Annotated in this window: 22 protein-coding genes and 9 pseudogenes; 18 read left to right on the forward strand and 13 right to left on the reverse strand. The window is 60.0% G+C overall.

The features are described 5' to 3' along the window. Window positions 1–127: 127 nt before the first annotated feature. The 7 genes and pseudogenes from NHAM_RS19785 (at window position 128) to NHAM_RS19815 (ending at window position 6,236) form a co-directional block, all read left to right on the forward strand. Window positions 128–1,045, forward strand: a complete 918-nt coding sequence (locus tag NHAM_RS19785) for a phage integrase N-terminal domain-containing protein (protein WP_011512194.1) — start codon at window positions 128–130, stop codon at window positions 1,043–1,045. 34 nt (window positions 1,046–1,079) lie between these two features. Next, a complete protein-coding gene (locus tag NHAM_RS19790; protein ID WP_245269952.1) occupies window positions 1,080–1,349 on the forward strand; it encodes a hypothetical protein in 270 nt (89 codons plus the stop codon). Window positions 1,350–1,528: 179 nt separating this feature from the next. Beyond that, on the forward strand, window positions 1,529–2,173 hold the full coding sequence (gene parA / locus NHAM_RS19795) for a ParA family partition ATPase (RefSeq protein WP_011512196.1): 645 nt from the start codon (window positions 1,529–1,531) through the stop codon (window positions 2,171–2,173). Continuing rightward, window positions 2,170–2,436 (forward strand): hypothetical protein, encoded by a 267-nt coding sequence (locus tag NHAM_RS19800; protein ID WP_011512197.1) that lies wholly within the window; start codon window positions 2,170–2,172, stop codon window positions 2,434–2,436. Before parA ends, NHAM_RS19800 begins: the two co-directional genes overlap by 4 nt. Window positions 2,437–2,465: 29 nt before the next feature. Then, window positions 2,466–2,642: pseudogene (locus NHAM_RS29370) on the forward strand (DnaA N-terminal domain-containing protein); the annotation flags it as partial. Window positions 2,643–2,798: 156 nt separating this feature from the next. After that, window positions 2,799–3,647, forward strand: a complete 849-nt coding sequence (locus NHAM_RS19805) for a replication initiator protein A (RefSeq protein ID WP_245269953.1) — start codon at window positions 2,799–2,801, stop codon at window positions 3,645–3,647. 975 nt (window positions 3,648–4,622) lie between these two features. Beyond that, window positions 4,623–6,236 carry a recombinase family protein gene (locus NHAM_RS19815; protein ID WP_011512199.1) on the forward strand — a complete coding sequence of 538 codons (1,614 nt, stop codon included), beginning with the start codon at window positions 4,623–4,625 and terminating at the stop codon, window positions 6,234–6,236. 345 nt (window positions 6,237–6,581) lie between these two features. On the opposite strand, the pseudogene NHAM_RS19820 reads toward NHAM_RS19815, so the two are convergent. After that, a pseudogene (locus NHAM_RS19820) lies at window positions 6,582–7,390 on the reverse strand (Mu transposase domain-containing protein); the annotation flags it as partial. A 270-nt stretch (window positions 7,391–7,660) separates the two neighbouring features. On the opposite strand from NHAM_RS19820, the pseudogene NHAM_RS19825 reads away from it, so the two are divergent. Continuing rightward, window positions 7,661–8,681: pseudogene (locus NHAM_RS19825) on the forward strand (IS110 family transposase). A gap of 373 nt (window positions 8,682–9,054) precedes the next feature. On the opposite strand, the gene NHAM_RS19835 reads toward NHAM_RS19825, so the two are convergent. The 8 genes and pseudogenes from NHAM_RS19835 to NHAM_RS29390 all read right to left on the reverse strand — a co-directional run. Next, window positions 9,055–10,269 (reverse strand): extracellular catalytic domain type 1 short-chain-length polyhydroxyalkanoate depolymerase, encoded by a 1,215-nt coding sequence (locus tag NHAM_RS19835; RefSeq protein ID WP_011512200.1) that lies wholly within the window; start codon window positions 10,267–10,269, stop codon window positions 9,055–9,057. Between the two features lie 3 nt (window positions 10,270–10,272). Next, complete coding sequence (locus NHAM_RS19840) at window positions 10,273–10,692, reverse strand: CopG family transcriptional regulator (RefSeq protein WP_041359286.1); 420 nt, start codon at window positions 10,690–10,692, stop codon at window positions 10,273–10,275. 182 nt (window positions 10,693–10,874) lie between these two features. After that, a pseudogene (locus tag NHAM_RS29375) lies at window positions 10,875–11,657 on the reverse strand (EcsC family protein). A gap of 56 nt (window positions 11,658–11,713) precedes the next feature. Next, a complete protein-coding gene (locus NHAM_RS19850; protein WP_011512202.1) occupies window positions 11,714–11,953 on the reverse strand; it encodes a hypothetical protein in 240 nt (79 codons plus the stop codon). A 20-nt stretch (window positions 11,954–11,973) separates the two neighbouring features. Beyond that, the gene (locus NHAM_RS19855) at window positions 11,974–12,912 is read right to left on the reverse strand and encodes a Ku protein (protein ID WP_011512203.1); all 939 of its coding nucleotides are present in this window, start codon (window positions 12,910–12,912) and stop codon (window positions 11,974–11,976) included. A gap of 260 nt (window positions 12,913–13,172) precedes the next feature. After that, window positions 13,173–13,600, reverse strand: a pseudogene (locus NHAM_RS29380) (transposase); the annotation flags it as partial. After that, window positions 13,527–13,832: a cytochrome ubiquinol oxidase subunit I gene (locus tag NHAM_RS29385; RefSeq protein ID WP_430707710.1), complete on the reverse strand. Its 306-nt coding sequence runs from the start codon at window positions 13,830–13,832 to the stop codon at window positions 13,527–13,529. The gene NHAM_RS29385 and the pseudogene NHAM_RS29380, both read right to left, overlap by 74 nt. Beyond that, window positions 13,818–14,167 (reverse strand): annotated as a pseudogene (locus NHAM_RS29390) (efflux RND transporter permease subunit); the annotation flags it as partial. The pseudogene NHAM_RS29390 and the gene NHAM_RS29385, both read right to left, overlap by 15 nt. A gap of 563 nt (window positions 14,168–14,730) precedes the next feature. Between NHAM_RS29390 and NHAM_RS27690 the strand changes: the two are divergent. From NHAM_RS27690 to NHAM_RS19900, 10 genes and pseudogenes are all read left to right on the forward strand, one after another. Beyond that, window positions 14,731–14,907, forward strand: coding sequence for a hypothetical protein (locus tag NHAM_RS27690; protein ID WP_011512204.1), 177 nt, complete (start codon window positions 14,731–14,733; stop codon window positions 14,905–14,907). Window positions 14,908–15,179: 272 nt separating this feature from the next. Next, on the forward strand, window positions 15,180–15,305 hold the full coding sequence (locus NHAM_RS28945; RefSeq protein WP_283805355.1) for a hypothetical protein: 126 nt from the start codon (window positions 15,180–15,182) through the stop codon (window positions 15,303–15,305). A gap of 338 nt (window positions 15,306–15,643) precedes the next feature. Continuing rightward, window positions 15,644–16,645, forward strand: a complete 1,002-nt coding sequence (locus NHAM_RS19870; protein ID WP_011512206.1) for a hypothetical protein — start codon at window positions 15,644–15,646, stop codon at window positions 16,643–16,645. Next, complete coding sequence (locus tag NHAM_RS19875) at window positions 16,642–17,178, forward strand: hypothetical protein (protein WP_011512207.1); 537 nt, start codon at window positions 16,642–16,644, stop codon at window positions 17,176–17,178. Before NHAM_RS19870 ends, NHAM_RS19875 begins: the two co-directional genes overlap by 4 nt. Next, the gene (locus tag NHAM_RS19880) at window positions 17,175–17,570 is read left to right on the forward strand and encodes a phage holin family protein (protein ID WP_011512208.1); all 396 of its coding nucleotides are present in this window, start codon (window positions 17,175–17,177) and stop codon (window positions 17,568–17,570) included. The genes NHAM_RS19875 and NHAM_RS19880 overlap by 4 nt, the downstream gene beginning before the upstream one ends. Then, window positions 17,567–18,274 (forward strand): hypothetical protein, encoded by a 708-nt coding sequence (locus NHAM_RS19885; RefSeq protein WP_011512209.1) that lies wholly within the window; start codon window positions 17,567–17,569, stop codon window positions 18,272–18,274. The genes NHAM_RS19880 and NHAM_RS19885 overlap by 4 nt, the downstream gene beginning before the upstream one ends. Before the next feature lie 93 nt (window positions 18,275–18,367). Then, entirely contained in the window at window positions 18,368–18,829 is a 462-nt protein-coding gene (locus NHAM_RS19890) for a YidB family protein (RefSeq protein WP_011512210.1), read from the forward strand. Window positions 18,830–18,855: 26 nt separating this feature from the next. Next, entirely contained in the window at window positions 18,856–19,116 is a 261-nt protein-coding gene (locus NHAM_RS19895) for a GlsB/YeaQ/YmgE family stress response membrane protein (RefSeq protein ID WP_011512211.1), read from the forward strand. A gap of 119 nt (window positions 19,117–19,235) precedes the next feature. Further along, a pseudogene (locus tag NHAM_RS26975) lies at window positions 19,236–19,367 on the forward strand (transposase); the annotation flags it as partial. A gap of 113 nt (window positions 19,368–19,480) precedes the next feature. Further along, window positions 19,481–21,745, forward strand: a complete 2,265-nt coding sequence (locus tag NHAM_RS19900; RefSeq protein ID WP_198136967.1) for an AI-2E family transporter — start codon at window positions 19,481–19,483, stop codon at window positions 21,743–21,745. A 588-nt stretch (window positions 21,746–22,333) separates the two neighbouring features. On the opposite strand, the gene NHAM_RS19905 is transcribed toward NHAM_RS19900, so the two are convergent. The 4 genes and pseudogenes from NHAM_RS19905 to NHAM_RS19920 form a co-directional block, all read right to left on the reverse strand. Beyond that, a complete protein-coding gene (locus NHAM_RS19905; RefSeq protein WP_245269954.1) occupies window positions 22,334–22,825 on the reverse strand; it encodes a hypothetical protein in 492 nt (163 codons plus the stop codon). Between the two features lie 643 nt (window positions 22,826–23,468). Then, window positions 23,469–23,852 (reverse strand): annotated as a pseudogene (locus tag NHAM_RS19910) (transposase); the annotation flags it as partial. A 97-nt stretch (window positions 23,853–23,949) separates the two neighbouring features. Beyond that, window positions 23,950–25,272 carry a group II intron reverse transcriptase/maturase gene (gene ltrA, locus NHAM_RS19915; RefSeq protein ID WP_011512213.1) on the reverse strand — a complete coding sequence of 441 codons (1,323 nt, stop codon included), beginning with the start codon at window positions 25,270–25,272 and terminating at the stop codon, window positions 23,950–23,952. A gap of 465 nt (window positions 25,273–25,737) precedes the next feature. Then, window positions 25,738–26,180: pseudogene (locus NHAM_RS19920) on the reverse strand (IS5 family transposase); the annotation flags it as partial. Window positions 26,181–26,396: the final 216 nt, after the last annotated feature.

The raw sequence follows: 26,396 nt of genomic DNA on the forward strand, positions 1-26,396 counted from the left end.
ATTACAGACCAGAGCAAGACAATGCGGCGTCGCTCGCCGCGTTGAATGGACCACTCCGCCAATCTCGGCGGGCCGCGTTATGCCAAGGCTTTCGCGGCGGTCATAAACACTAACGAAGGCAACCACGATGGACGCGCTCGCATATGACCTGAAAAACATCGCCCTGAGCGATGGCGTAGGGTCGTTTCTCACGCGCCACCAACGGCACCGGGGCTTGCAGCAGATGGCACGCGATCTGCGCGCGCTTGGCTTCAAGCTCCCGGCCGCATCGTCGCTGAAACCGCGCCATGTCGAAGCGTTGATTGGCTATTGGCGAAGTTCTGGCCTCTCTGCTGGCACCATGAAAAACCGCATGGGCTGGCTGCGCTGGTGGGCCGGGAGAGTTCGCAAGCCGAACGTCGTCCCGCAAGATAATGACAGCGCCGGGATTGAGAAGCGCTCCGGCTTCAACGGCAACCGCGCCCACATCACCCACGTCAATAAGCTCGCCGCCCTGCCCTATCGCGTGCAGCTGGCGCTGCGCCTGCAGATGGCATTTGGCATGCGGCTGGAGGAAAGCCTTAAGTTCCGGGTCCGCCAGGCCGACAAGGGTGACCGACTAGCGATGCAATCCAGTTGGTGCAAAGGCGGGCGCGCCCGTGAGATTCCCGTAATCCATCCGCGCCAGCGTGCGCTGCTCGACGAACTTCGCGAGGCCTGCGGCGACGGCTCGCTCATTCCTGAGGGCCAACGTTACATCGGGTTTCGGAAAGAGGTCGAACATGTGACGTGGGGCGCCGGCATTCGCAACCTGCACGGCCACCGGCATTGGTACGCACAGTGGCGATACCAGACCTTGACCGGCCACCCCTGCCCCGCCGCCGGTGGCCCCACCTATGAACGCATGAACCGCGTTGAGAAGGCCACTGATTTTCGGGCACGCATGCAGATTTCAAACGAGCTGGGACATGGACGTCTTGCGGTGACGGACACCTATCTTGGCAGTCGCTTCGCAAAGGCGCAGAATCATTTGCATGAAGTCCCCTCTCTCGAAGCTGCTGCCTGAACTTCATAGATCCTATCGACATGCCCTGGAGGATTTGGCTGCGAAGCATCTACATAGTGATAAAATCAAGATGGCACTGCACGGTGCGGCGAAGAATGGCCACCAGGCATTGCGCATATCCTTGCCGAACGGAATTGACTTGAGGAGCACCGACGGCGCTGAGATTTTCATGCAATGGGCCAAGGAGAATGGACTCGTTGTCGAATGGTATAGCCGCGTGGCCACCGTTGAGGACGGACGGCAAGCCTCCGGCTTTGACGTTGAGATTTCCTGGAAAAGCCCTGATCCTTCGCGAGCGTCGTGAAATCGTATCGTCGTAACGTCGTGAATACGGTTCACGACAGATTGGGGCATCGTAGCGTCAGCCAGCCCGTAAATACGATTTTACGACGACTAGCCACAGTCGCTGCCTACTTCTTCGGCATACTGAGTGCAAAATCGTGTCATCGTGTCATCGTGCAATCGTAAAAACGATTGCGAGACATGATTATTGGCGTGCTGAATCAAAAGGGCGGCGTGGGCAAAACCACAATCGCCGTCAACCTGGCTGCGGTGTACGCCAAGGCTGGCCAGCGCGTGCTGCTGGTGGATGCCGACCCCCAGGGCAGTTCGCTCTCCTGGTCGTCAGCGCGGGAGGGCAAGCCGCTGTTTACAGTCGTCGGCATGCCCAAGCCGACGCTTCATAAGGATATGCCAAGCATCGCCAGTGATTATGACGTGGTGATCATCGACGGATCGCCGCGGGTGAGCGAGCTGGGCCGTGCCGCGATCATGGCAAGCGACATGGTGGTGATCCCGGTGCAGCCGTCGCCTTATGATGTGTGGGCCTCGGCAGATACCGTGAAGCTGATCAAGGAAGCCCAGCAATTCAAAGCGAATTTGCAGGCCGTATTTGTGATTAATCGCAAAATCGTAAATACGGCAATTGGCCGCGACGTCACCAAGGCGCTCGCGAATTTCGATCTGCCTGTTTGCGATCGTGCGCTGAGCCAGCGCGTGATCTATGCCGAAAGCGCGGCGCGCGGTCTCGCCGTGATCGAGGCCGAACCCAACAGTGCAGCGACAAGGGAGATCACTGGCCTAGCACGCAGCCTGTCGAATATGACCACGGAGAAAGCAGCAGCATGAGCAAAACCGTACCCTTCAGAATGCCCGCAGCGAAATCGCAAGCGGCCGACGCTTGGGTTGGTGAGGGCGTCGAGCCGCATTTGAAACTGACTGAGATTGAACAGGCAGTGGCTGCACCCGCGCCGATAGCCATGAAGCGGTTCACAATCGACGTGCCGGTCGAGTTGCACGCGCGCGCCAAGATGATCTGCGCCCAACGGGGTAAGTTCATGGCCGATGAAATCCGGCGCTTGTTGGAAGCCGAGTTTCCGGCCACGTCGTAGAATCGTAAATACGATAACTTGCAATTGCGATGACAGAGCGTGGCCAACTGATTGCTGAACGCCTCAAGGCTCAGCTTGGTGCCGACGCTTTTTCAGCTTGGTTCCAAACCGCTAACATCGAACTCACCGATGCTAGGGTAACCGTGACGGTCAGCACCCAGCTCGCCGCCAACATCATCACCAGAAACTATGCGGATGATGTGAAGGCGGCCGCGTCGCATATCGCTGGCGCACCGGTATCGGTCGCTGTTGTCGCACATGGGCAGAAAGCTCCCATCGATGTCGCGCCGATTGAGAAAATCCTGCGCGCGGTCGCGCCCGATGACGCGCAGCGCGATTTTTTCATTCCGGAATTATCGGAATTGGCGCTCAAGGACGATGTGCACCTTATGGAGATGACGCCGTTCACACTCGACCGGCGTAAGGAAGTGAGGACTGAGCTGGTCTATACCACGCGGCAGGGCGTGACCATTCGCGTCAAGGCGATCGGCGATCACTCCCTGCCGACAATCGATGACTACGACCTGGTGCTGATGATGCAGACCTGGCTGGCCGATTTGGCCAACCAATACCGCAGCCAGCTTGAACGTTACGAGGCGGAGAAGAAGGCCGGGCGTTCTCCAGCAACGCCAACCGCGCCGCCGCGCATGTTCGACATCAGTATCAGCGAGGTGGTGAAGTTCAAACGACGCAAGTGGGGCGGCGCGATCAGCGAGGATATCTTGGGAAGCCTCGACCGGCTTTGGAATGCAGAGGTGGTGGTCGACCCGATGAAGGGAACGAAGTATCGCGGTGGCAAATTCCGGCTGGTAGGCAGTGCCTACGAGAAATTGGCGGAAACCAACACCGGCGCAGCCACGCGAATCCGCGTTGCGGTGCCAGACTGGATTTACGCGGGCATTGTCGAGCGCGCCGTGCCCATGCTGAAAACCTTCAACCGCGATTACATGATCCTCTCGCAGCCGCTGCATCGTGCGCTGTATCGCTTTTTGTCGTTGAAGGTGCCGAAGGACGGCACACCCTACAGCCTGTCGCTGGTCGAATTGGCAGAGCGGTTTCAAGCCAAGCAGCAGCAAAAGTATTTCAATCGCGACTTAAAGAAAGCCGTGGCGGGCTGCCCAGATGGCCGGCTGCTAGAGTTTCGGCTTGAGTTGATAGGCAAAGGCGACGACCGAGCACTGCGCGCGTGGCGCCCCTTGCAAGTCGAGTGATTCATTCACGGTCCAAGCGTCCCTGCCTATCGTATACACTGCGCCAGACATCACCGCGCACGCGGCTAACTGGATGAAATCAAAACGGCGACCACTGCGCCAGACATCACCCTGAACTGCGCCAGACATCACCCAACGCTGCGCCAGACATCACCCTGTACTGCGCCAGACATCACCCAGCGCTGCGCCAGACATCACCAGAAAGTCGGCTAACCAATTGAAGTACAAAAATTCATGCAGTTCTATCCTTATATCCTTAGATATCCTTTATCCGCGCCTTGCGCTGCGCGTGGTGCAAACCGGCCCTAAGGGAAGGGGCCGGTTGCCCCCGCGCTGAGACCCCCAGCCAACGGTGTGCAAGTGGATCGATCGAAGGAACGGAGGTTCACCACAGCCTGAGCCAGTGCTGAGACTCTGAATGCTCGCGTTTTTAGCCTGCGGGTCGGCTACGGACATCTGCTTTTTAATGGGTGATCTTGAAAGTAGAGGCCTCTTGCGATAGAGTTCGATTGCTTGGGCATCCAGAAGCGCATTAAAATCATTCTCGGCCACTCGGTGTAAATCACCTCATCCCAGGCCAGTAAAAGCTTCTAAAAGCCGACCCAGCCCGCCAGAGCAGCATTTTCCCAAGCCATAGCCGCTGAACATTCCGCGGCGTGTTTCCGAGCGGATGCGCCCGTGAAAGCAGGGTGCATGCCATGGCGCTGACAAGGGCCATGGTCGGGAACGCGTGCGACTGTGCTTTGATGGGAGTGATCAGCTTGGCTGGTCGCGGACGGGATAAGCTTTGCCGCATCGAGCTTCGGCCCTCACCAATCCAGTGTGGGGACGACGAAGCGATGACGCGTGTCGCGGCGGTGGCAGCCGAAAGCAGCCCCAGCGAGGCGATGCTAAGGCTGGTTCGCGTCCTTGCGCGCGCAGCGGCTATCGCGGATTATAATCAACACCACCGCCTATCAGACGCGATGAGCGACAATGAAAGCTGCGATCTACGCAAGGTTTAGCTCAGACAAACAAACCGACCGGTCCATTGAGGATCAGGTCGCACTCTGCCGCGCCATTTGCGAACGGGAAGGATTGATCGTCGTCGCCGTCTACGATGACCGCGCCATTTCCGGCGCAAGTACGTTGAACCGGCTGGGCTGGCAGCGCCTCATGCGTGACGCCAAAGCCGGCAAGTTTGACGTTCTTGTTGCTGAAGCACTGGATCGCATTTCCCGCGATCAGGAAGACTTGGCTGGCATTCATAAGCGGCTCCGCTTCGCCGGCATTGAAATCCGTACCGCCCAGGACGGCATCGCGGGTGACATTCATATCGGTGTGAAGGGCCTGCTCGGCTCGCTTTATCTCAAGGACCTCGCCCAGAAAACGCGACGAGGACAGGCCGGCGTTATTCGCGATGGGCGCCACAACGGAGGGCGCAGTTACGGTTATCGCCCGATACCGGGAAAGCGCGGAGAGCTTGAAATTGATGAAGCAGAGGCGGCGACCGTCCGCCAGATCTTCGCCGACTACCTGGACGCAAGATCACCACGAGACATCGCCGCCGCCCTGAACAAGAAAGGTGTACCGGGGCCGCGCGGTGGCGTGTGGAATGCTTCGACCATCGCTGGCAGCCGCAAGCGCTTGAATGGCATTCTGCAGAACGAACTGTACGTTGGCCGGATCGTTTGGAACCGACAGACATTCATCAAAGACCCGGAGACCGGCAAGCGCATCAGCCGCGAAAATCCGCGGGAGCAGTGGATGAGCGCCGACGCGGAACACCTGCGTATCATCGATGCCGATACCTGGGTCAGGGTCCGCAAACGGCGAGAGGATCGCGGAGGCCCGAAAGGGGCCTATGCTACCCGGCCGAAACATCTGCTTTCCGGACTGGTTAAGTGTGGGTGCTGCGGGTCAGGCTACATCGTCGGCGGTAACGACAAGCGCGGCTCCCTCCTAGTCTGTACGCGTATGAAGGAAACCGGCCTTTGTGAAAACCGGCGAACCGTGCCGCGCGAGAAGATCGAAGCGCTGGTGTTGAAAGGGATAGAGGAAAACCTGGCTGCGCCGGAACTGATCGCAGAATACGTCCGTGAATATCATCGAATGTCCCGCGAATTGCACAGCTCTACGGCACACCGCCACCGCGACCTCGAAAAGCGGCTTGGGAACGTCAACGGCGCGATTTCAAAGGCGGTGGATGTTCTGTTGGCTGAAGCGCCAAGTCGCGCCCTGCGCGACCGCTTGGCGGCCCTGGAGGCGGAGCGCGATGAGATCGAGGCAGAGATCGCCGCGCTGGCCCCGCCGGCCGTCGAATTCCATCCGAACGCGGCGAACGCCTACCGTGACAAGGTTCGGCACCTGAAAAGGGCTCTGGCCGAGTCCGACGAGGACAGCCGTGCGGCGGCCCATGAGGCGATTCGCGAAATTGTGGAGAAAGTCGTTATTCATCCACGCGGACCATACAAGCCCGTGGAGATCGAGATTTACGGCCAACTCGCCGCCCTGCTCAGGATTTCTGAGAGGGCGGCGGCCGATCCCCTAGAGTCTAGGGGGGTACTGGTTGCGGGGATAGGATTTGAACCTATGACCTTCAGGTTATGAGGCTCCAAGTATTCAGCAAATTAATTAACAATATCAATGGCACGGGAGTGATCGTGTGACCTTTATGTGCCGTGCAGTTCCGTTCACTGCGAGAGTGACGCAACATGCAACCAAGAACGTTCGCTGTCCTTCGCCTACACAGCCCCCGGCGTATCCCTCCGCCGAGTACCGCCTTCCTTTCTCGCTGCATTTCGCCGAGCCTGATGTGATTGGTGGGGTTGTGAGGTCCACAAGGTCGGTTATGGGCATAACTGCGACTGGGCGGCGGCGTATCCATTCGTGGCCGGAGGCGCTGAAGCGGGAGATCGTCGCGGCGACTTTTGCGCCGGGCGCGTCGGTGTCAGTAACCACTTCGTCGACATAGCCCCTGACCCAAACGTCCTGATGACCCCAGGCGACCGGGACCGAATAATCGTTGGTCTTGTAGCGCACCAACGACTGCGCCGTGACACGTGCGCAGGTCTGGTCACACGCGTCGAAAGGCGACGGCGGCAAGGAACGCATGACCGCCAGATCGCGCTGCAGCCGTTCTCCGATCGTCTCGTTCTCGCCCCGCAGCCTGTCGCGCTGACGATTGCGGCGTTGCTCCTCCAGCCAGGTGTTGAACGCATCCCATGTCGCAAACTGCGGGATAGGCACCATGAAGTTGCGACGGGCATAGCCAACAAGCCCCTCAACGTTCCCCTTGTCGTTGCCTTTCCCCGGACGGCCATAGCGGTCCCGGATCAGGTAGTGGGACAGAAACCCGCTGAACAGCGTCGCCCGCTTGCGCGTGCCGTCAGCCAGGATCTTTGCCACAAGGCACCGGTCGTTGTCGTAGACGATCGACTGCGGCACGGCCCCGAAGAAGGCGAACGCATGGATGTGGCCATCGACCCAGGCCTCCGACACTGCCGCCGGATAGGCCCGTACATAGCAGCCGTCGCTATGCGGCAGATCCAACACGAAGAAGTGCGCCTTCCGCAGTGATCGATCCTCGAAACAAACGCATCCAGCTTAGGCCGCCGGATCGGTGACTGACGCTGATAGCCCGGCGGCGTCGAATACGACATCATCTTGGCCACGCTATCGCGCGATATGTTGAAATGCTTTGCAGCCTGACGCCGGCTCATTCCTTCAGAACAGGCCAGACGAACCTTCAGATATAATTCCACGGTATAGATCCCCATCCCCCTGCATGCGTCGCAGAAGGAAAATAGGTGGCCGGCTTTTACGCCGCCCGAAGCGGGACCATCCCGCCGCTACCGTGGACTAATTTTGCACCGCCGCTCTCACACGCCTCAAGCACATTGCGATCTTTCCTCGAAAGGCGAACTTCTCTTGCTTCGGGGATCATTCCGATCTTGATGATGTGGACGCCCCCGCACCCGCGGCAGCCTCTATGGTGTTGACCGGACACCGAAGCAGGAAGAGGAGCGTTTACGATGACGATTACGACGATTGGGCTGGATTTGGCGAAGAGCGTGTTTCAAGCGCACGGCGTTGATGAGAACGGCGCGACGATTTTGGTAAAGCGTCTGCACCGCAAACAGATGCTGCTGTTCTTCTCGAAACTTCCGCCCTGTCTTATAGGAGTGGAGGCGTGCGGAACGGCGCATTACTGGGCGCGCACCCTCACCACCATGGGGCACGAGGTTCGGCTCATTCCACCGTCTTACGTGAAGGCCTACGTCAAGCGCGGCAAGAGCGATGCACTCGATGCCGAAGCGATCTGCGAAGCCGTACAGCGCCCGACGATGCGGTTTGTGCCGGTAAAAACGGTCGAGCAGCAGAGCGTTCTCATGACCCATCGCGCCAGAGCCTTGCTGGTGCGCCAACGCACCATGATCGCCAATGCCTTGCGCGCGCATCTGGCCGAACTCGGCCTTGTCGCAAATCCCGGCATCGCCAATCTGGCGAAGCTGGCTGAACAGGCACTGTCCGACGAAAACACTTTGCCAGCCTATGCTCGCACTTCTTTGGGGATTCTTGTCCGCCATATCATGGTGCTCAACGATGAGATCGCGGTGCTGGATCAGCAACTCAGGGCCTGGCACACCGAGAGCGAGACCAGTCGCCGACTCGCCGGGATCCCCGGCCTCGGCGTGATCACGGCCACGGCTCTTGCTGCCACCGTCACCGATCCCGATCAGTTTCGCTCGGGCAGACAGTTCGCCGCCTGGCTCGGTCTAACGCCGCAGCAGCATTCCACCGGCGGCAAGACCCGGCTCGGCGGTATCTCCAAGCAGGGAGACCGATACTTGCGCCGCTTGCTCGTCGTCGGCGCCACCGCCGTGATCCCACACAAAGGACAAGCCAACGCCCATGGCTAATTGGATCAGAAAGCTCATGGAGAAGAAGCCGTTCAGGCTCGTCTCCGTTGCGCTGGCCAATAAGCTCGCCCGGATCGCATGGGTCGTACTGACGCGAAAGGAAGCCTATCGGCCCTATGAACTGACAGCCTGAGCACAGGCCCCAGGCAACCCTAATTGGTAACGGCAGTCGATGATGTGTAACGATCGAGCCAATGGTGAGACCAACCCGTGTGATTCAATGCGCTTCATAAGCGCGGCATCTTGATAAGGGACCTCACCGGCGGATTTCCATCAAGGCCAGCGGCAATCACAGCGCCGCATAAACAGGCCGGACATATGAAAGCAACCGATCACACCCATCCCGACAAAAAGCCCTTGCCATAGGGGGCGTCCACATATGACGACGATAAAGAAGACAAGCGCGAAGGCCAACATTCCTAGCGCGCCCAGCGCAGCACCGGCCGCATCCAGCTCCGCCGCCTCCTGCCCGCGTCGATGGCCATTAAAGCCTAGACGGTAAGCGTTCACTGGCCGGCATCCCGATGACCTTGGGGCTGCGGAGGGCGCGGATTCTCGAGAAAGAAGCGGAGCATTTCCTTCGTTGCGTCCGGCCCCTGCGGATCCGTGTAGGAGCCCGCGGAGCTGCCTCCCGACCAGGCGTGGCCGGCTCCATGGATATTCCAATGCTCGAGGATGTCACGTTCGCCATCGGCGTGCGTCGTGCGCGTATAGCCGTGTCCGCCGGGTATTTGCCCGCGGTGTACCTTGGTCTGCGTCCTGGTCGCGCCAATAGCTTGTTCGAGGGCCTGAGTGCCGTTGTCGGGATGGACGGTGCTGTCGCGATCGCCGTGGAAGATGATGGATGGGACCGTCGGCCCGCGCGGGACACCGTGGCGACCGGCACCGCTCCCGTGACGCATGGCGGCGAACGCCGAGGGCATGTCGCTGGCGGCTCCGTAAGCGAGGCCGGAATGGATTCCGACCGCGGCGTACAGATCGCCGTAAGTGGTGCCCATGATGGCCGCAGCGGCGCCTCCGGCCGAAAGGCCGGCGACATAGACGCGCGTGGGATCCACAGAATAGTCCTGCATGACCTGGCGAGTGATGCCGGCGATCAGCGAGGGTTCGCCCGCATCGCGCTGCTGGTCGGCGCTACGGAACCAGTTCCAGCATTTCGACGGGTTGGCGTCGCTACGTTGCGCCGGATAGACCACGAGGCAGGTCTGTTCCTCCGCGATGAAGTTCATTCTGGTGCCGAGGGCGAAATCGTCAGGCGACTGGGTGCAGCCGTGAAGCATGACGATCAGCGGAAGCGGTTGCCCCCGATAGCCGGTGGGGACGAAGAGCTTGTAGCTTCGGCTTCCGGCCGGATTGCTGTAGGTGCCTTCGATGAACTTGGCTCCTTCCGGCACGATGTCGGTCATTATAGTAGGCGCGTGCTTGACGCCCCGCAGACCGAGCCATGTGCCGTCCTTGGCGCGGTCGAACAACGGCCGGTGCCGGCGTGGCGTGGCGGTCGGTGCCTCGGACGCGCGGCGGTCGATCTCGCCGACGTCGTTGGCCTCGAGATCGATGGTGGGCGGCGTGCGGTCCGGCAGACGGATGCGCCATGGAGCGGCCGATTGCGCCGCAGGCGCGCGCTCGCCACGGAACATCCTCTGCAGCAGCGCCGTTGCTTCGGTCAGTTGCCCGGCCCGGGTCAACCGCGTGGCTTCGCGGAGTGTGTCTTGGTTCAGCATCGTTCACCTCGTCCTGTCGGCAAGAGCGGCCTTGACCGCGGGAGTGGCATGCAGGGCTCCAAGCACGGAAACCGAGGCAATGGTGGCGCGGGCAAGATCGGTCGTGACATCCTGCGCGATGCTGGCAAGGCCGAGGACGTTGATGTGCAGCATCTCGCCGGCTTGTTGCGCCGCTTCGAGATCCGCGCGGGTGTAGTTCCGCAGACCGAGGTCAAGGCCTTTGCGGGCCGTGGACTGCTTGACCACGTCTGCGTGGCGTTCGAGCTGATTGCGGATGGCCGTTCGGATGAAATCCGTGCGGTTCGAATAAAATCCGTCCTGCACCATGAGATCGACGTGGCCCAAGTCGACATAGCCAAGATTGATGGTGATCTTCTCGGTTTCCGGAAGATTCGGCCTCAGTTCGTGGACATTTGTTGGCATATTTCCCATCCATAGACCATCTGTGTGGATGGTATATGGATGGTCTCAGGCGACTTGCAAGGTTGCCGAGTCAGACGGTCGGGGCGGCACGTGCTGGGGAATTGAAGCGCGGGCCGGCCGATGTCATGCCGCCGGATCGGGCGAGGCTGACGGCTGCAAATCTGCCGATCCATGCCTCTCTTTCAAGGCTCCTTGGCGATCAGGTCATATTCGGAACGGATTTTTTCCTTGCCATATAGTCGTTCGAGCCGACGGACCGTGAAGTGGCCGCGCGCGACATCCTGGAAATGATCGATGAAGGCGTAGTTCACCGCGCCACCACCGAGCGCGCCGACCACCGGGAGGGCCTGCGCTCGACCTTCTGTGTGACGACAAGTCCGAATCGCGCAGCGACCTGGGTGACGAATTTCAGAAGGATGGGCGCGCCCTCCTTGATGACGCCTCGCTCGGCGACAAAGCGTGCGGCTTCCGTGACCGCCTTGGCGAGCATGCCGCGGACGGCGAAGTACCCGCTCTCCGATGCGTCGGCCGATCCGACTCGACCGCCGAGCGCAAAGACCTCCACGCACGAGAGCGCTGTCTCCGGATCCGACAGGTTCTCACCTTCGCTCTGTGCGATGTCTGCGATCGACCGCAGCATGATGACGGTGGACACCGGCAATTCGACGGGAAGCGCCGCCAGCCCGAACGTCCCGCCCGCAGCACCCGACGCCGTGGCGAGCGCCCGATGCAGCAACTGCGAACCGGGCCGCGATGATCGCGGCAGCGTTCGCAGCGCCACGCTGAGCGCCCCCTCAAGTCCCTTGGAAGTCGCCGATGTGATCGCATTGGATGCAAAGGAAGGCAGCGCGTAGCCGATCAGCTCGACGGGCTTTGCCGACGATGTTGGTGAGCCTGGCGGCGAGACTTGGATGTTCGAGAGACCTGACGGCCTTCCGAAGGGCTTCGCGGTCCTCCGACGACATTTCGGTTCTTGCAGCGACATTTCTGGTTCGGATTCGGCGACAGCAGGCAGCATCGGTCAGTCCAGTGCGGCTTGCCGGACCTTGCCTTCGAGATTGCTACCGGCCTGGTCCTCGACAAGCTGGGTCAGGGACGTCTCGTGCAGCTTCGCCAATACGTCCTCAAGCTTTGCGGAATCCGGCTCGCCCGTGGCGAAATTCGGACCGTAGATCTTCCGCAACGTTCCGACGAGCGTGTTGCCGTGCTTCCGGCTGATCGCGCCGTTTTTCTTGTCACGGTGGCGGTCATCGATGCTCATGTGGACTTCTTCCTGTCGGTTTATCCGGCCTTGCGGGCGCGTGCCGGGCGCGATTTCTTCGGCTCTTTGGCGGCGGCCTTCTTGCCTTCGCCCTTGCCGGGGATGGCCATCAGCATCTCGCGCTGGCCGGAGGGAGGTTTCTTGGATTGCTTCTTCGTTGCCGAAGGCGTGGATGTCTTGCCTTCGGTCGTGAGGCTCTTGCGAAGCGCGTCCATCAGATTGATGACGTTGCCGGTATCGCGCGATTTGACCGCCGTGCGGACAGGCTCGCCCTTGCGCTTCTGGTTCAGCAGTTCGACGAGCGCGTTTTCGTAGCGGTCCTCGAACTTTTCGGGTTCGAAATCGGCGGACTTGGTCTCCACGATGTGCCTGGCCAGGTCGAGCATTTCCTTCGTGACCTTCACGTCCTGGATGTCGTCGAAGTATTCGTTCTCGTCGCGAATCTCGTAGGGGTATCGCAAAAGCATGCCGACGAGGCCCTTCCCCCGCGCCTCGAGCGCGATGATGTGCTCGCGGTTGGTCAGGACGACGCGTGCGATCGCGACCTTGTCCATCGTCCGAATGGTTTCGCGGATGACCGCGTAGGCGTCGTGGCCGACCTTGCCGTCCGGCACGATGTAATAAGGCCGCACCAGGTAAAGCTCATCGATTTCGGACCGCGGAACGAATTCGTCGATGTCGATGGTCCGGGTGCTTTCGAGTGCGAGGTTCTCGAGCTCGTCCTTGTCGACGGTGACGTAGGTGTCGATGTCGACCTTGTAGCCCTTGATGATGTCTTCGGAGGCCACCTCGTCACCGGTCTCGGCGTCGACCTTGGTGTACTTGATGCGATGGCCGGTCTGCTTGTTGATTTGGTTGAAAGTGACCTTTTCGGTCTCCGACGTCGCCGGAAAAAGCGCCACCGGACAGGTCACCAACGACAGCTTCAGAAAGCCCTTCCAATTTGCCCGCGGCGCCATCTCGCGAACTCCCCTACAATAGACGGTGACTCAATCGGCCAACCGGTCCGGGGTTCCCTTTTGGCGGCAGAATCAGCACCCCGGACAGGTATCTCCCACGGTTTCAAGCACCTCCTTAACCGCCCTGACGGCCTCATCCGGTGCGATGCATCTGGTGACGGCAGCAAGGAAAAGCCTTCTCGTCGTCGGCAAGGTCATACTCGACGCGCTCGCGACAGGTTTTCCGGCAAGGCCTTGCGGCCGCGCTTCTTTCCCGCCGCCTGAACATGACCCAGCGCTCCGATGATCGCCGTCAATGCATCCACATCACCGCACTCCAGCGTCAACTTCACGCCGTTCGGCAGTGACGCGCTCACCTTCGCTGGAGAGGAAAAAGGCGCAGCCCTTTTCGATGCCGACCCACGCACTCCATCGCAAGCTCCCGGCAAATCCATCGCATGCTGCTCTGCCGCAGCAAGGCCCGATCGGACGTGCTTTCAATCTGAACCGGGGTAAACGCCGGTGATGAGGACGGTGGAAGGGACTGGGTCTCCGTGCGTTTCTTTATTCACTTCCGAAGAAGGTTCGCATTGACCCCATGTTCGAGCGCAAGCCTCGATACCGACACGCCAGGCTCACAGATCGCCCGGCATAACCAATGCAACCGCCGACGTGCTCTCGCCAATGATGGCCCATGAAATCCAGGAATTCGTCGACAGAATCCAGAACGACGAGAGCAGCGTTCCAAACGCGACCATAAGGGCTGCAAAGAAGTGCACCCAGGTTGGGACCAATCGTCGATCGAACAACAGAACACTCAGAAAGGTGGATTCCAGGAAGAACGCCATGAGGCCTATTGGAATGAGAAAAATGCCGACGCATGTGGCAGCGATCATGCCAAAGAAGACTGGCGTACTCACGTTCACCGGCGAAGGCGCCATCCCAGAACTGCTGCAGCCCCGAATGTTCACCTGCGGCCCAACAATGGTTCGCACCGATGCGATGGACTGCAAAGGGACTACTGTGCCGTTTTTGTTACGGATAAAGATGTCATTGAGATCGGAAATATCGCGGCGGTCCTCCGCTATCGCCTGTAGATTAACCTGCCATGTTCGCCCGGAGAGATTGAAATTATTGATAAAATAACTACCGAACGTAGCCTGCAACGTGGTGAAGACATCGCTGATGCTCAGACCCAACGCCTGAGCCTTCTCCCGATCGATGTCGAGGTAAATCGAAGGCGCAGGCGATAAGTTGAGAATACACGAGTTAGCCGAAATGCGCCGTGATTGATGAGGCACCGCCGAGGCCACCCGTAGCCCGTCACGAATAGCCAATTGATTACTGGTGCTTGATTAATGGTGATCCAGGCGTGAGACTCAAGTAGAGGTGCACGGCAATGAACGCTATCGACTACGACGCCGCTGCGAAGCTGATGAAGTGGCCTTCGCTCAAAGGCGAACGCATAAGTGCGCAAGACGGCGCGGCTCCCTAAACGATTGTGCAAGCCTCGCTAGGTGATTGCGTGCGCCGGCTGTTGAGCAAGCCCGAGCCTACGCGCCAACTTTACGAAATTCAGACAAGCTACGGGAAACAATGTTGTCGGCGGCGGATGCGATTGCCATGCATAACGATCAAGCCGCGTCAGAAGACGGCAATATCGTTTCGCCGAGACAGGAAGCCTCGACTGATGACGACCAGCCGTTGGAGTGATCAGCCGCAATCCAACAAATTCACCGACGCTGTGGTGCTGAAGGCGTTCGGCGAAGTGCCCGATGATATCAGTGGGGTGTGAACTGATCGCCGCAGGGACGTCACGAACAATTTTAGGAGCGTAAGTTGGCCAAGAAGAAAACAGCTGTTCGCCGTGAATGGCCTCTCTCTGACGTGAGAGAACTAAAATCACTGGCTAAGCAAAAAGCCGGCGTCACGAAAATCGCAAAACAACTAAAGCGCACACCAGCAGCCACAGCCGCGAAGGCGCAGACGCTCGGGGTTTCTCTTAGTATGCAGTGAACGCTGCGTGTACATCCGGGCGCGCGCCGGTTCATGCGCGGTCGCGCGTGGTTGGTGGGTTGATAAATGAAGGCCGCAATCGCGGCTGGCTTTGAGGAACGAATGGCCGTTTCCTCGAATTGCTTGCCGAGCTCGGAACATCCGCCCTCCGTTCCGGTTATCGAATGAGGAGCAGAAAATGGTGGATTCAGATCGCATCGAGGAAGCCGCGGAGTGAACATGGGCGCCCAGATGGTGCGCGAGGTGGCATCCTTTGCAGCGTCGGCGTCATCATGGGACTGATCGTCGCCGTGCTGGCCGGCCTGAAACTATGGTTCATGAAGCAGCGCTCTGTATTCGCTTTTTGGTTCACTGTTTCCAAACAAATCAGAACAAGCCGTTCGATGCCGGCCGCTTAGACACTGGCTGGGCGGATCCTTTTTCGGGCGTTTGTTTAACACCATCAGGGGATGGAGCGGTGCGGTCGCAGACCGGAACCGACAGGGTGGCGGAGTGATGCGTTCCTGGCTGGCCGTCTTTCCAGGAACTTTTCGTCGGCAAGATCCTGCTGGCCGTTTTCGACCCCGTCGCGTGACCACATCTTCACGCTGCTGTTCACCGGGACTCGATACGCGATACCGCCGAGCTCCCCAAGGTCATCGCGGGCGAGCGCGTTCCCCAACCGCCAGGCCCGCGGAGGAACGATTCACCAGAGCGGGAGTTCGCTTTCAAACAAACGATAAAGGCGGTGACGGCCATGACACGATCCGTTGAGGAACTGAGACGCGAGTCCGAGCTTAACCGGGCCCAGCTCGCGGCGACGGTCGATCGGCTGAGAGAGCAGATCACCGACACGGCAGAAGACCTGCGCTACAAAGTCTCCCCGCAAGGGATCAAGTCGGAGGTCTCCGAGTTCGTCAGCCGCCAAACCCACAGTTGGCTTGATGCGCTCAAGCAGCAGATCATGGAAAATCCGATGCAGGCGATCGCGGCCGGGACCGCGGTTGCGGTGCCAGCCTTGCGGCTGGCACGGGGATTTCCGCTTCCTCTCCTGATGATGGGCGCAGGCCTTGCCCTGACTTCGAAGTCGATGCGCGCCCGCGTAGCGGACGCGGCCGCTCCGGCGGTGGAAAAGGTCAAGGAAATGGCAGGTGAGGCCGCCGAACGCGTTCAATCGTTCGGCGAGGATGCGGTTGACGCGGCCTCCCAGACAGGGCGCCGGGCCACTGACAGGATAAGCGAGGCTCAATCTTGGGCGGCCGGAATGGCCGACGACCTGACTGACCGGGCGGCGCGGACCACCGACAGAGTGAAGGCGGGCCTGGATGCCGCCTCGGAAACCGCGAAAGCCAAAATCGAGCAGGTTGGTTCGACCATACGCGACAAGGCTACTGCGGCCCCGGAAACCGCCCGGCAGATGATCGGTGACAATGCCGCCCTGATCGCCGGCCTGGGAGTTGCGATCGGCGCGATCATTGCGGCTTCCCTTCCCGCCACCCCGGCGGAGGCCGCCGCCATCGGCAAGGCGAGTGGGGGCGTGAAGCGCGCGGCTGGCAAGGCCGTCCAATCCGGATTCGAGGCGGCCAAGGATGCGGTGCTGTCGGCAGCCGATGCCGCCGCAAAGAGCGTGTCCCAGGCCGATCTCGGCAAATCCGCCAGCCACATGACGCGGGATGTGTCCGAAAGATTGAAGGAAGCAGCCGACGACATCGTGTCCGCGGCGTTCAATCCTTCTCAAACCGAAGAGAAACCCTCATGAGCGAATTTGATATCCGGCAAGCCGCTTCTCGGCCGCCCGACTCGCCGTCTTCCCAAAGCCTGCGGGACCAAATCGCTGATGCAGGCGCCGATGTCAGGCAACGCGCGGGCGATGCGCTGCGGGCGTCAACGGATGTCGCGCGCGACAAATTCAAGGAGGCCTCCGACGCTGCCACGGAGGTGGCGGAGGGAGCCGCGGATCGCTTACAGGACAAGGCCGAGGAGCGGCAGCGCTCCGGAGCGGACTTCATAGCCCGGCTTGCTGGCAACATTCGGCAAGCCGCCCATGCCTTCGACAACGACGCGCCGTTTGCCGCGCGCGGCATCAATTCCGGCGCTGACTACGTGGAAGACACTGCCGAGAAGATTCGCAACGGGACCTTCCGCGATCTCGTTGACGGGGCCTCCGACTTCGCGAAGCGGCAGCCGGCTGCTTTTCTGGGACTGTCGGTGCTCGCCGGCTTCGCCGCATTGCGTTTTTTTAAAGCTTCGGGGAAACACACCACATCCTCGCAAGAGGAGGACGCGCGATGAGCACCCAATCCGATCTTGGGACGATCTCAAATCTCCTCGGCGATGCGCTTTCGCAGTTCGCCAAGCTTTTCCAGAACGAGGTCGATCTCGCCAGGGCCGAGCTCGGCGAGAAGGTCCAGCAAGTCGCTTGGGCAGTTGGCTGGTTAGCAGCGGCCGCTGTCCTTGTTATCCCAGCGCTCGTCATGGCCCTGTTTGCGCTCTCGGCCGCCTTGATGGAATCCGGCTGGTCGCAGCCGATTTCATACCTTGTCTCCGCGGTCGTCGCCGCCGCGGTTGCCGGCGTGTTGTTTGCCGTTGGCTGGAACCGGCTGGACGCGCGCAACTTGGCGCCTCGTAAAACGATGCGTCAGCTCGAGAAGGACAAGGTCACCGTGAAGGACATGGTGCGATGAGTAATTTTCTGGACAATCTGAAGGAAGCGGTTCGCGAAAATCCGCTTTCTGCCGCGCTGATCGGCGGCGGCGCGTTATGGCTCTTGATTGGTGACGAGAGGTTGAAGAACGCGGCAGCTTCGACGAGCGCGGCACCCGCACCGCTCGCCGATATTGGTGCCAATCTGCGGTCGAGCGAGACCAAAATCACGAACAGTCCGCCGACCGCTCCGGAAATCGACCACGAATTGCAGCCTGGCGGCCATAGGTTGCGCGAGGCCACGAGCGCGGCTTCAGAGGCTACATCCGGCGCCGCAAACGCGATCAAAGATCGGTTGGGAGAAGGGATCACTTACGCGCGAGAGAGTTTCAGCAAAGCGACCGAGGCGCTTCCCCCGAAGGAGACCATGGCGAAAGTCCAATCCTCCCTTTCCGATCTGCTCGAGAGACAGCCGCTGGTGCTCGGCGTCATAGGTTTGGCGGTCGGGGTTGCCATCGCAAGTGCGTTCACGGCGTCGGATCTCGAAAATGAATGGGTCGGTGAAGTCAGTGACCGCGTCAAAGAGGACCTGAAGGCGCGTGCCGGAGCCGTCTCGCACAGCGCACGAGAGGCTTCCGACACGCTAAAGGCCGAACTTAGTGACATCGGATCTGAAGCCGTGGATCGGCTGCACGAGACCGGCCGCAACGCGGTGAATGCAGCCCGTGGAAAGGCGAGCGCGTAACTGCGAACCACCTCGACCGGAGAGCATGCCGAAGCGCGGCGTCCTCGCACCGTTGACCAGGGAACTGAAGTCAATCTTATAACGGAGGAAGCCATGAACCGAGGAATGCCATCGCTGACTGCTCTGCTCGGACTGCTTGCAATTGCGGGCTATCAGAACAGGGACAAGCTGGCGGAAATGCTCAGCGGAACCGGATCCGGCAACCCTACGGGTGGACAGCGGCAAGCCGGGTCCGGTGGCCTTCTCGGCAACCTATCGGGCATGATCGGCGGCGCCGGCGTGGGCGGTCTTCTCAACGACGGTCTCGGAGAGCTGCTCGAACGCTTCAAGCAGAATGGCCAAGGGGATGCCGCCCAATCCTGGGTCAATGACGGCCCCAATAAGGACATCTCGCCGCCGCAGCTCAAGCAATCGATTGGGCCGGATATCTTGGCTGCGTTGGAGCAGCAGACCGGCCTTTCGCAGGACGAACTGATTGCGCGGCTTTCGCGTGAGCTTCCGACGGCCGTGGACAAGTATACGCCGGGCGGCCGTCTGCCGGATCGGAATGCCTAACCTTCTAGGAACGGGAGAAGCCCAAGATGAGTGTGATATGGACGATCATCATTGGCTTTATAGCGGGGGTCATTGCCAAGTTCGTCATGCCTGGCGACAACGAGCCCTCGGGATTCATCCTCACCACGATCTTAGGCATTGTGGGGGCCTTCGTCGCAACCTATCTCGGGCAGTCGCTCGGATGGTACCGCATCGGCGAGGGTGCCGGTCTGGTCGGCGCGATCGTCGGTGCCGTCATTGTATTGCTCGTGTACGGGTTCGTCGCCGGCAGGCGTAGAACAATTTGAGTCGCTATGCCGCACGTTTTTCATCCGAACGATTTCGCGCAGAGAGCGGACGCGTTAATTGTAGGTGCGGGTCCGGAGCAATTTGATCCGCCGGCGGCTGGTTCGGCGGGAAGGATCGCTCGGAGGCGAGCATGGCGCAGTTCTACAACTGGCTCGGCCCGAAGAAGAGCCGCGGCATTCGCCTAGCGGTGATGGATATGTGGAAGCCGTTTCGCAACACGACGCGCGAACGGGCGCCGCAGGAAACGTGAGCTCCGCGTTTCGTGTGAGGCGGAACAAAATGCCTAACGCGCCGACAGGCCCCGGGCGTCTATCATCAGGCCGATCCCTTGGGGCTTCGGTCCCGCCTCGCGAATTGGACATCGTGAAAGTTGCGGCCGCCCTAGTGTCGGGCGGGGTCCTGCTTGGCGGCCTGTATTACGGCCGCCAAATACTCATACCGCTCGCGATCGCGTTCCTGATCACGTTCGCTCTGAACCCGCCGGTCACATGGCTCGCCCGGCTCGGCCTGCCGAGACTGCTCGCGACGAGCCTCGTCATGGTGACGGTCGTTTGCACTCTGGTTGGACTAGGGACCATCCTAGGCACACAAGTCCGTTCGATCGCGGTTGAATTGCCAGCGTATCAATCGACGGTACTGACAAAATTGGCGGATCTGCGCCAAAACCTCAAAGCGCCGGGCTTGTTCGACCGCGTCCTGAAAATCTTTGAACGCGTCCAGAAAGAGGTCGAGTTAAAAGACAACAGACCTGCGGAAGGCTCCCTCCCACAGCGAGTGGAAATCGTCCCCGAACCGCAAACGCCGTTCGAGCAGGCATTTGCCTGGCTTATGCGATCAGCGGAGCCTCTAGCCACCTCCGGCATCATCTTGATCTTCGTCTTTCTGGCGCTGCTTGATTTCGCCGACCTTCGCGATCGGTTTCTGCGCCTATTGGGAGGGAACTTCCATCGCTCGACCGATGCGATTCAGGAGGCTGGCGCGCGTATTAGCAGATACCTTCTGATGCAGTTGCTTGTAAACATCAGTTATGGCGTCCTGCTGGCTACCGGCCTCTGGATCATCGCTGTACCAGGCGCCCTGCTGTGGGGCGCTGTGGGCGCGATCATGCGCTTCGTCCCCTACATCGGCCCGCTGATTGCTGCGATTTTTCCAATCACACTCGCGTTTGCTGTCGACAGCGGATGGAGCATGCTGCTCTGGTCCGTTGCGCTGATCGTCATGCTCGAGTTGATAAGCAGCAATATTGTCGAGCCGTTGCTTTATGGTTCCAGTACAGGCCTGTCGGCCATATCGCTGATCGCCGCGGCGACACTATGGACAGTGCTCTGGGGGCCCCTGGGGCTCATCCTCTCCACCCCCCTTACGGTCTGTTTGCTGGTTCTCGGGCGCAATCTGCCGCAGCTGCGCTTCCTCGATACCATGCTCGGCTCGACACCTGCACTGGATATTCCGACCCGCATCTATCAGCGGCTGATTGCAAATGATGCCGACGAGGCTTTTGAGATCGCAAGCACCGAGATCGAAAAGTCTTCGATCATATCATTCTACGACGCAATCGGCATTGAAGTCCTTCGGCTGGCAAGCGACGACTATCTCCAGGACGCAAGCGCCGAGCACCGCCTGCATCTGGCAAGCGGGATGGATACACTGCTCGACGACCTGAACGATCAATACCCCTCCTCCCAGAGTCCGGAGGCAAGGCCCAGGGTCCTATGCATCGGAGGAAAATGGGAGATTGATGCCTTCGCCGGCGAGATGCTCGCCCATGCGCTCGCTTCCGAAGGGGTCGCCGCGGCTTCCCAATCGGCTGCTGGCGTCAATGCCGACTATCTGGCCAAGCTCGACCTGAAGGGCGCGAACATTGTCTGCCTTAGCTACCTTACGCCGCATCCAGCTGTCCCCGCTCGCCACGCCTGCCGGCGTCTGCGGAGACGATGGCCAAATCTGCGCATCGTCCTAGCGCTATGGAACGCGCCGCCGGAACTGCTGACCGACGAATCCCTTTCAGCGCTCAAAGCCGATACTGTCGTGACTTCGGTTGAGGAGGCGGTTCGTCGTATTCACCGCATCATCGCCCCCGAAGAAGCCAGGACAGCCCAAAACGCCACCGTGCCTGACAACGACGCAGAGCGTGTCGACGCGCTAAAAGCGACCGGGGTCTTGGAGGGTGACAAACGTGAAGTTCTGGATGCCCTCGCCAAGCGTGCGGCCGACGTATTCAATGCCAGCGTTGCCGTGATCACCACTATCGGTAAGGGTCGCGAATACTTTGTCGGACAAAGTGGCAAATTGCCAGACGCCATCACCGATAATGCAGGCACGCTGCTGCCGATGGACCGCGACCGCTCGATCTCCAACTACGTAATAGCCAACGACGGGACGCTAGTCGTTTCGGACATCGAGCGCGACCCGCGCTTTGCCGATAACCAGACGATCGCTCAATGGAACGTCCGCTTCTACGCCGGTTCGCCGCTACGCGCAACCGACGGTCTGATAATCGGAGCGTTGTGCATTCTCGACTCGAAACCCCGCACCCTGGAAGACAATGAGGTCGCATTGCTCGAAACGATGGCCGCCGACGTCGTAGCCATCATTACAACGAGTGATGGGACAAAGAAGCGTCGTTGAAGCCGGCTCGGACTACCTCAACGGACAGGCAGGAGGCGCCTCAGGTATCCCCTCATTCACACGCATGAGAATAGGCGCTGGCCTCCTCCAAATATCCCGAGCCCAGTTGCGGCTGCCGCCGATCTTTTCTGGCAACGAGGTCGTCGGTGCCGCTACGATCCCGCCGGTCGGTGAAAAGGTCAGCGCCATTAGCGTGATCAGCGAACGCAGCGCTGCTTGCGATCACTTGCCAGCTCCCTCAAGGTGGCACGCATCGCCTTGCGCGGTGAGAACTTTCGCTCGCTCATGGTTGTGGCAGCATAGTCCAAAAGCTCGCAGAATCTGTTCGTAATAATCGGCTCCGCCTTCTCAGGAAATTGATGGGGCCTCACAGACCTGGGCAGTTCAATCGGCCTTCTATCGGCATGTTATGGACAAGTGGCTGCGGGATCGGCATTTTCATGATCGAGTGTAAGCGGGGCCGCTTGCTTGTCTTGATGAAACGCTATGTCAATCCGGGATGGCTTCTTTCTATGCCAATGCCACCAAAGCACGGCGCTAACTCCAAGCGCCAGGGACACAACTAGAACCACAATCAATGCCGAATTCTCAATCCAGGCAATCGCCGGAATGCTCAGGGCCATGACGAGTCCGAGAAGGCAGACCTTCCAAGAGCGCGCGCGCGCCGACATGGATGCCAGCGGTAAACGTGCCAAGTGCCAGCAACGTGAAAATGGCAAGCCCAGTCACATTGGCATTCAGGATCCTCTGCACGCTTGGCAACAGTATCATGTTCATCACGAGCAAAAATGCGCACCAATGCAGTACCTGCGTCTTAACCAACCGCCATCGCGTGTCTTTGTCGTCTGTGCTCTGCCATCCGGTACGGATACAGATGGCTCCAATCACCACCGCCAGAATCTCCCAATAGAGGACAATCGGTTGTTTCAAGATGCTCGTATAGGCAACGCCGATTATCGTTAGTAGCAGAACGAGACTATAGGGTAGTTCTTTGATCCAAATTCTAGTCCGTCCTAACTCAACAGACATAATTCGTGGATTGGCTGGTGGCGCTTGATCACGGCTCGCTTCTGCGCGCATGGTGTCTCCGGATCGAAAGTCATCGCCCCAAACACCTTGTAAACGCCGGCGTTACCCTTGAGTTCCGACCGCGGACTGTTAGGCCAGGCCCGCAAAAGTTGCTTAAGCTTGAGCGCGGCAAGATCAACGCTCAGGGTTTTTGGACGCGGTGACAGCGAAGCCGGATATCACGGTCGCCGAGTTGCGAGACCTGTTGAAACGTCGTGGAATATCGGCCGGCATTGTCGTGAGCGTCACTCGAGCGGACCGCCATGGTCGGCGGCGGCGGGACGGGACGTAACGTGCTGCAGAAGCTGTAATCGCACATCAAAAGCCTCCATGTTGACCGAGCACCGATGCAGCCAACATCTTTGGTTGAATTAAGTTTCCGCCCGCGTGACTTTTTCAGCAAAGGGTCTACGGGCCCAGGTTCCAGCTCGTCGGCGTCCTGCCGCGTCCTCTCAGCCCATGCCGAAGACGATCCTGAAGGCAACTGCGGCTCTGTAGCAAAGGCACAGAAAAGCCGCCAGCTGTCCTCGGTTCGCTGAACCGCGGTCGGTTAATTGTCTTTCTCGGCCCCGTCCAAGTCTCCGGAACGATACCGCTGGACGTCGGTTGGACAATCTGAGGTGCGTAGCGTTCTCGTGCTGGAACGTTTGCGACGCTAGTCGCCGAGACGCAGGAACGCGAGCGCTTTCTGATTGAAATTCTCCCAATCCCTGGCGAGCCTACGGCATCGTCCCAGCCACGCGAATGTGCGCTCGACGATCCATCGCTTCGGCAACACGACGAACTTCTTCGCCGTATCGGAGCGCTTGACGATCTCTATGTTCACTCGCGACATGATCTTCTTCATGGCGCGCCGGAATATCGGGCCCTGATAACCGCCATCGGCATAGAGCTTCAACAGGAACGGATACAGACCGAACAGGGTCGCCATGACAAGGGCCCCGCCATCGCGATCCTGCAGATCGGCGGCATGCACGACGGCGTGCATCAGCAAGCCTTGCGTATCGACGAGGATGTGACGTTTCTTGCCTTTGATCTGTAGAGTCGAGGACGGGCGCGGTGGCATTGCCCCGTTTCCCGTCCCCGCTCATCAAACCGGACGTGCGGATTTCCCGCATCCGGCTTTCCGACTGGCTTCACCGCAAGGCCCACGGCGACGACCGACTGCGCTCGCGTCGAAGGCATCGGACGGCCAATTCCCCATAGACATGTTCTCGGGAGAACTGGTCCGCTCCACGCCCCTGCACTTTGTGTCGTTGACGGAGGAAGTGCCGCGTTCGGTCATAGACATGCTGATCGACGGCCTCGTATGCCGACGCGAGGGCGCCGTAGGAGAAGTAGGCCGACCAACCGCGCAGAACGCGGTTCAACCGTGCTCGCACTTCGTCCCAAGCGCCCTTGTTGCCGGGCACCAGCAGTTCGCCAATCTTCACCTTGACCCGCTGCATGCTCTTCTTGGACGGGCTCGCCCCCAAGTACCAGCGACCTCCATTGGGAAGGTGGCGCGGTCCCAGTGTGTAGCCAAGGAAGTCGAAGCCTTCACGCCGGGCATTCTTCACCGAGGTTTTCGCCTCGTTGAGTGTCAGCCCGAGTTTCGTCATCACCGCCCTCGTCCAGGTCAGAGCCTCTTCCGCGTGTCCGCGGCTGAGGATGACGAAGTCGTCGGCATAGGAGATGACATGTGCGTGGAACACCTCGCCGCGCCCTGTCAACCGCCAATGCTTCAGGAATCGGTTCATGTAGATGACGGAGAGCAACGGACTGACGACCCCACCCTGGGGGGTGCCGCGAGTGCTGCTCTTGCCGCCGCTCATGTGCCGTTTCCCGTCGCCATCCCGTTCCTCGACCGGCACTTGCAGCCACAGCTTGATCAGCCGCAGCACATTCCGGTCGAGGACGCGGCGGGCCACCGATCGGAGGAGGTCCGCATGCGGGATCGTGTCGAAATACTTCGACAAGTCGGCATCGACTACGTCGGTGTAGCCCCGGCATAGCAGCCGGTGCGTTTCCTTGACGGCATCGATCGCGCTCCGACGCGGCCGATAGCCGTAGGCACCGTCCTCGAAGCCCGCCTCGAAGATTGGCTCCAGCACGATCTTGGCTGCGGCCTGAACCACCCGGTCCCGGATCGTCGGGATGCCGAGCGGACGTTCGCCGCCGCCAGGCTTTGGGATCATCACCCGCCGCACTGGATCAGGCTGGTAGGTCTTCGAGACGAGGTCCTCGCGCAAGCCCGCCAGCCACGCGTCTACACCCGCCCCCTCGATCTGTCCGAAGGTCATCCCGTCCACGCCTGGCGCACCCGCATTGGCGCGGGCAAGCGTATAGGCACGCAGAAGGACGTCCTCACGACAGATTTTGTCGTAGAGAATGTAAAAGCGGAAAGCAGGCTCAGCCTTCGCCTTGCGGTACAGCTTTCTCTGAAGGCTCCTGATCTTATCGGGTGTTTCGAGGCTCATCGCCAATCACCCCCACTTCGCCAACTTCGAAAGCGCACCAGAAGTCAGGGTCCTTTCCTCTGCCGGCGTTACCCGGCTTCGACGGTCATACGACCCTGTCCGACACCCGTCCGGTCCACCGCTCCGAAGCGGTGTTGAAGCCGCGACCTCCGACCCGGATGGGTCTCCCTCGATTACCCGCATCACCATTCCAACGTGCTGTGTCCAATACCCCGGCAGACCAGACAGGTGCGTTTGTCGATTGCTTCCCTGTCTGCGCGGCCTTCCCCGAGCAAAAGGCGGGTCGGCGTCTGCATCGACTCTTTCGAGGCCTGCTCGAACTTCACTCACGTTACGGCCCGTTGGATCGCTCGGCCGCCCAAGGCGGCCTTTGTCACGAGGCTTCGACGAGGCCAGTTGCCCGGCCGCGCCGCTCGTCAGCTTCCGGATCAATCGACAACTCTCCGGATGGAACCTTCCTCCATAGATGATGCGCGCCTTCGAGGGCGCACTCTTGCCGGCATCATAGCCAGGCGGATCGTAGGACCCCCTTTTTCAGCGCTTTTAACGCTCTGGCTGTCGATGATCGCGGCGGTGGGGCTGGCCTCGCGCGAGGCCCGTTCCCGGCACTCCACGTAGAGAACCTCATGCACACGATTGAGCGTGCCATCCCAACTCCACAGGTCGAAATAATCGTACACCGTGCTTTTCGGCGGAAGGTCCTTCGGAATCGCGCTCCATTGGCAACCCGTGCTCAAAATATACATCAGCCCGTTGACGACCTCGCGCATGATAACCGTGCGCTTACCGCCGCCGCGCTTGCCCGGCGGGATCAAGGGCTCGACGAGCTTCCATTCCTCATCCGTCAGATCGCTGGGGTAGCGAAGCTTGCTTCGGTTGTAGCGCCCGCGATTTTCCGTCGTCCACATCGGCGATCCCTTCCAGAATCAGACCGCCTCTCTTGAATCACATGTGATTCATCCGATTCAAGAACTCTCCGGATGGGCTCTGAGGCCGAAAGTAATTGGAGCTGGTCGGATCCAGCCCGCAGCAAGGCTGTCGATGAATACTACCCTTTTGTGCGTCCGCATTAGAAGGGTCTATCCGATTTCATGTGAACAGCGAATTTGAATGCTGCACCGACA

The sequence above is a fragment of the Nitrobacter hamburgensis X14 genome, from assembly GCF_000013885.1.
GTDB classification, from domain to species: Bacteria; Pseudomonadota; Alphaproteobacteria; order Rhizobiales; family Xanthobacteraceae; genus Nitrobacter; species Nitrobacter hamburgensis.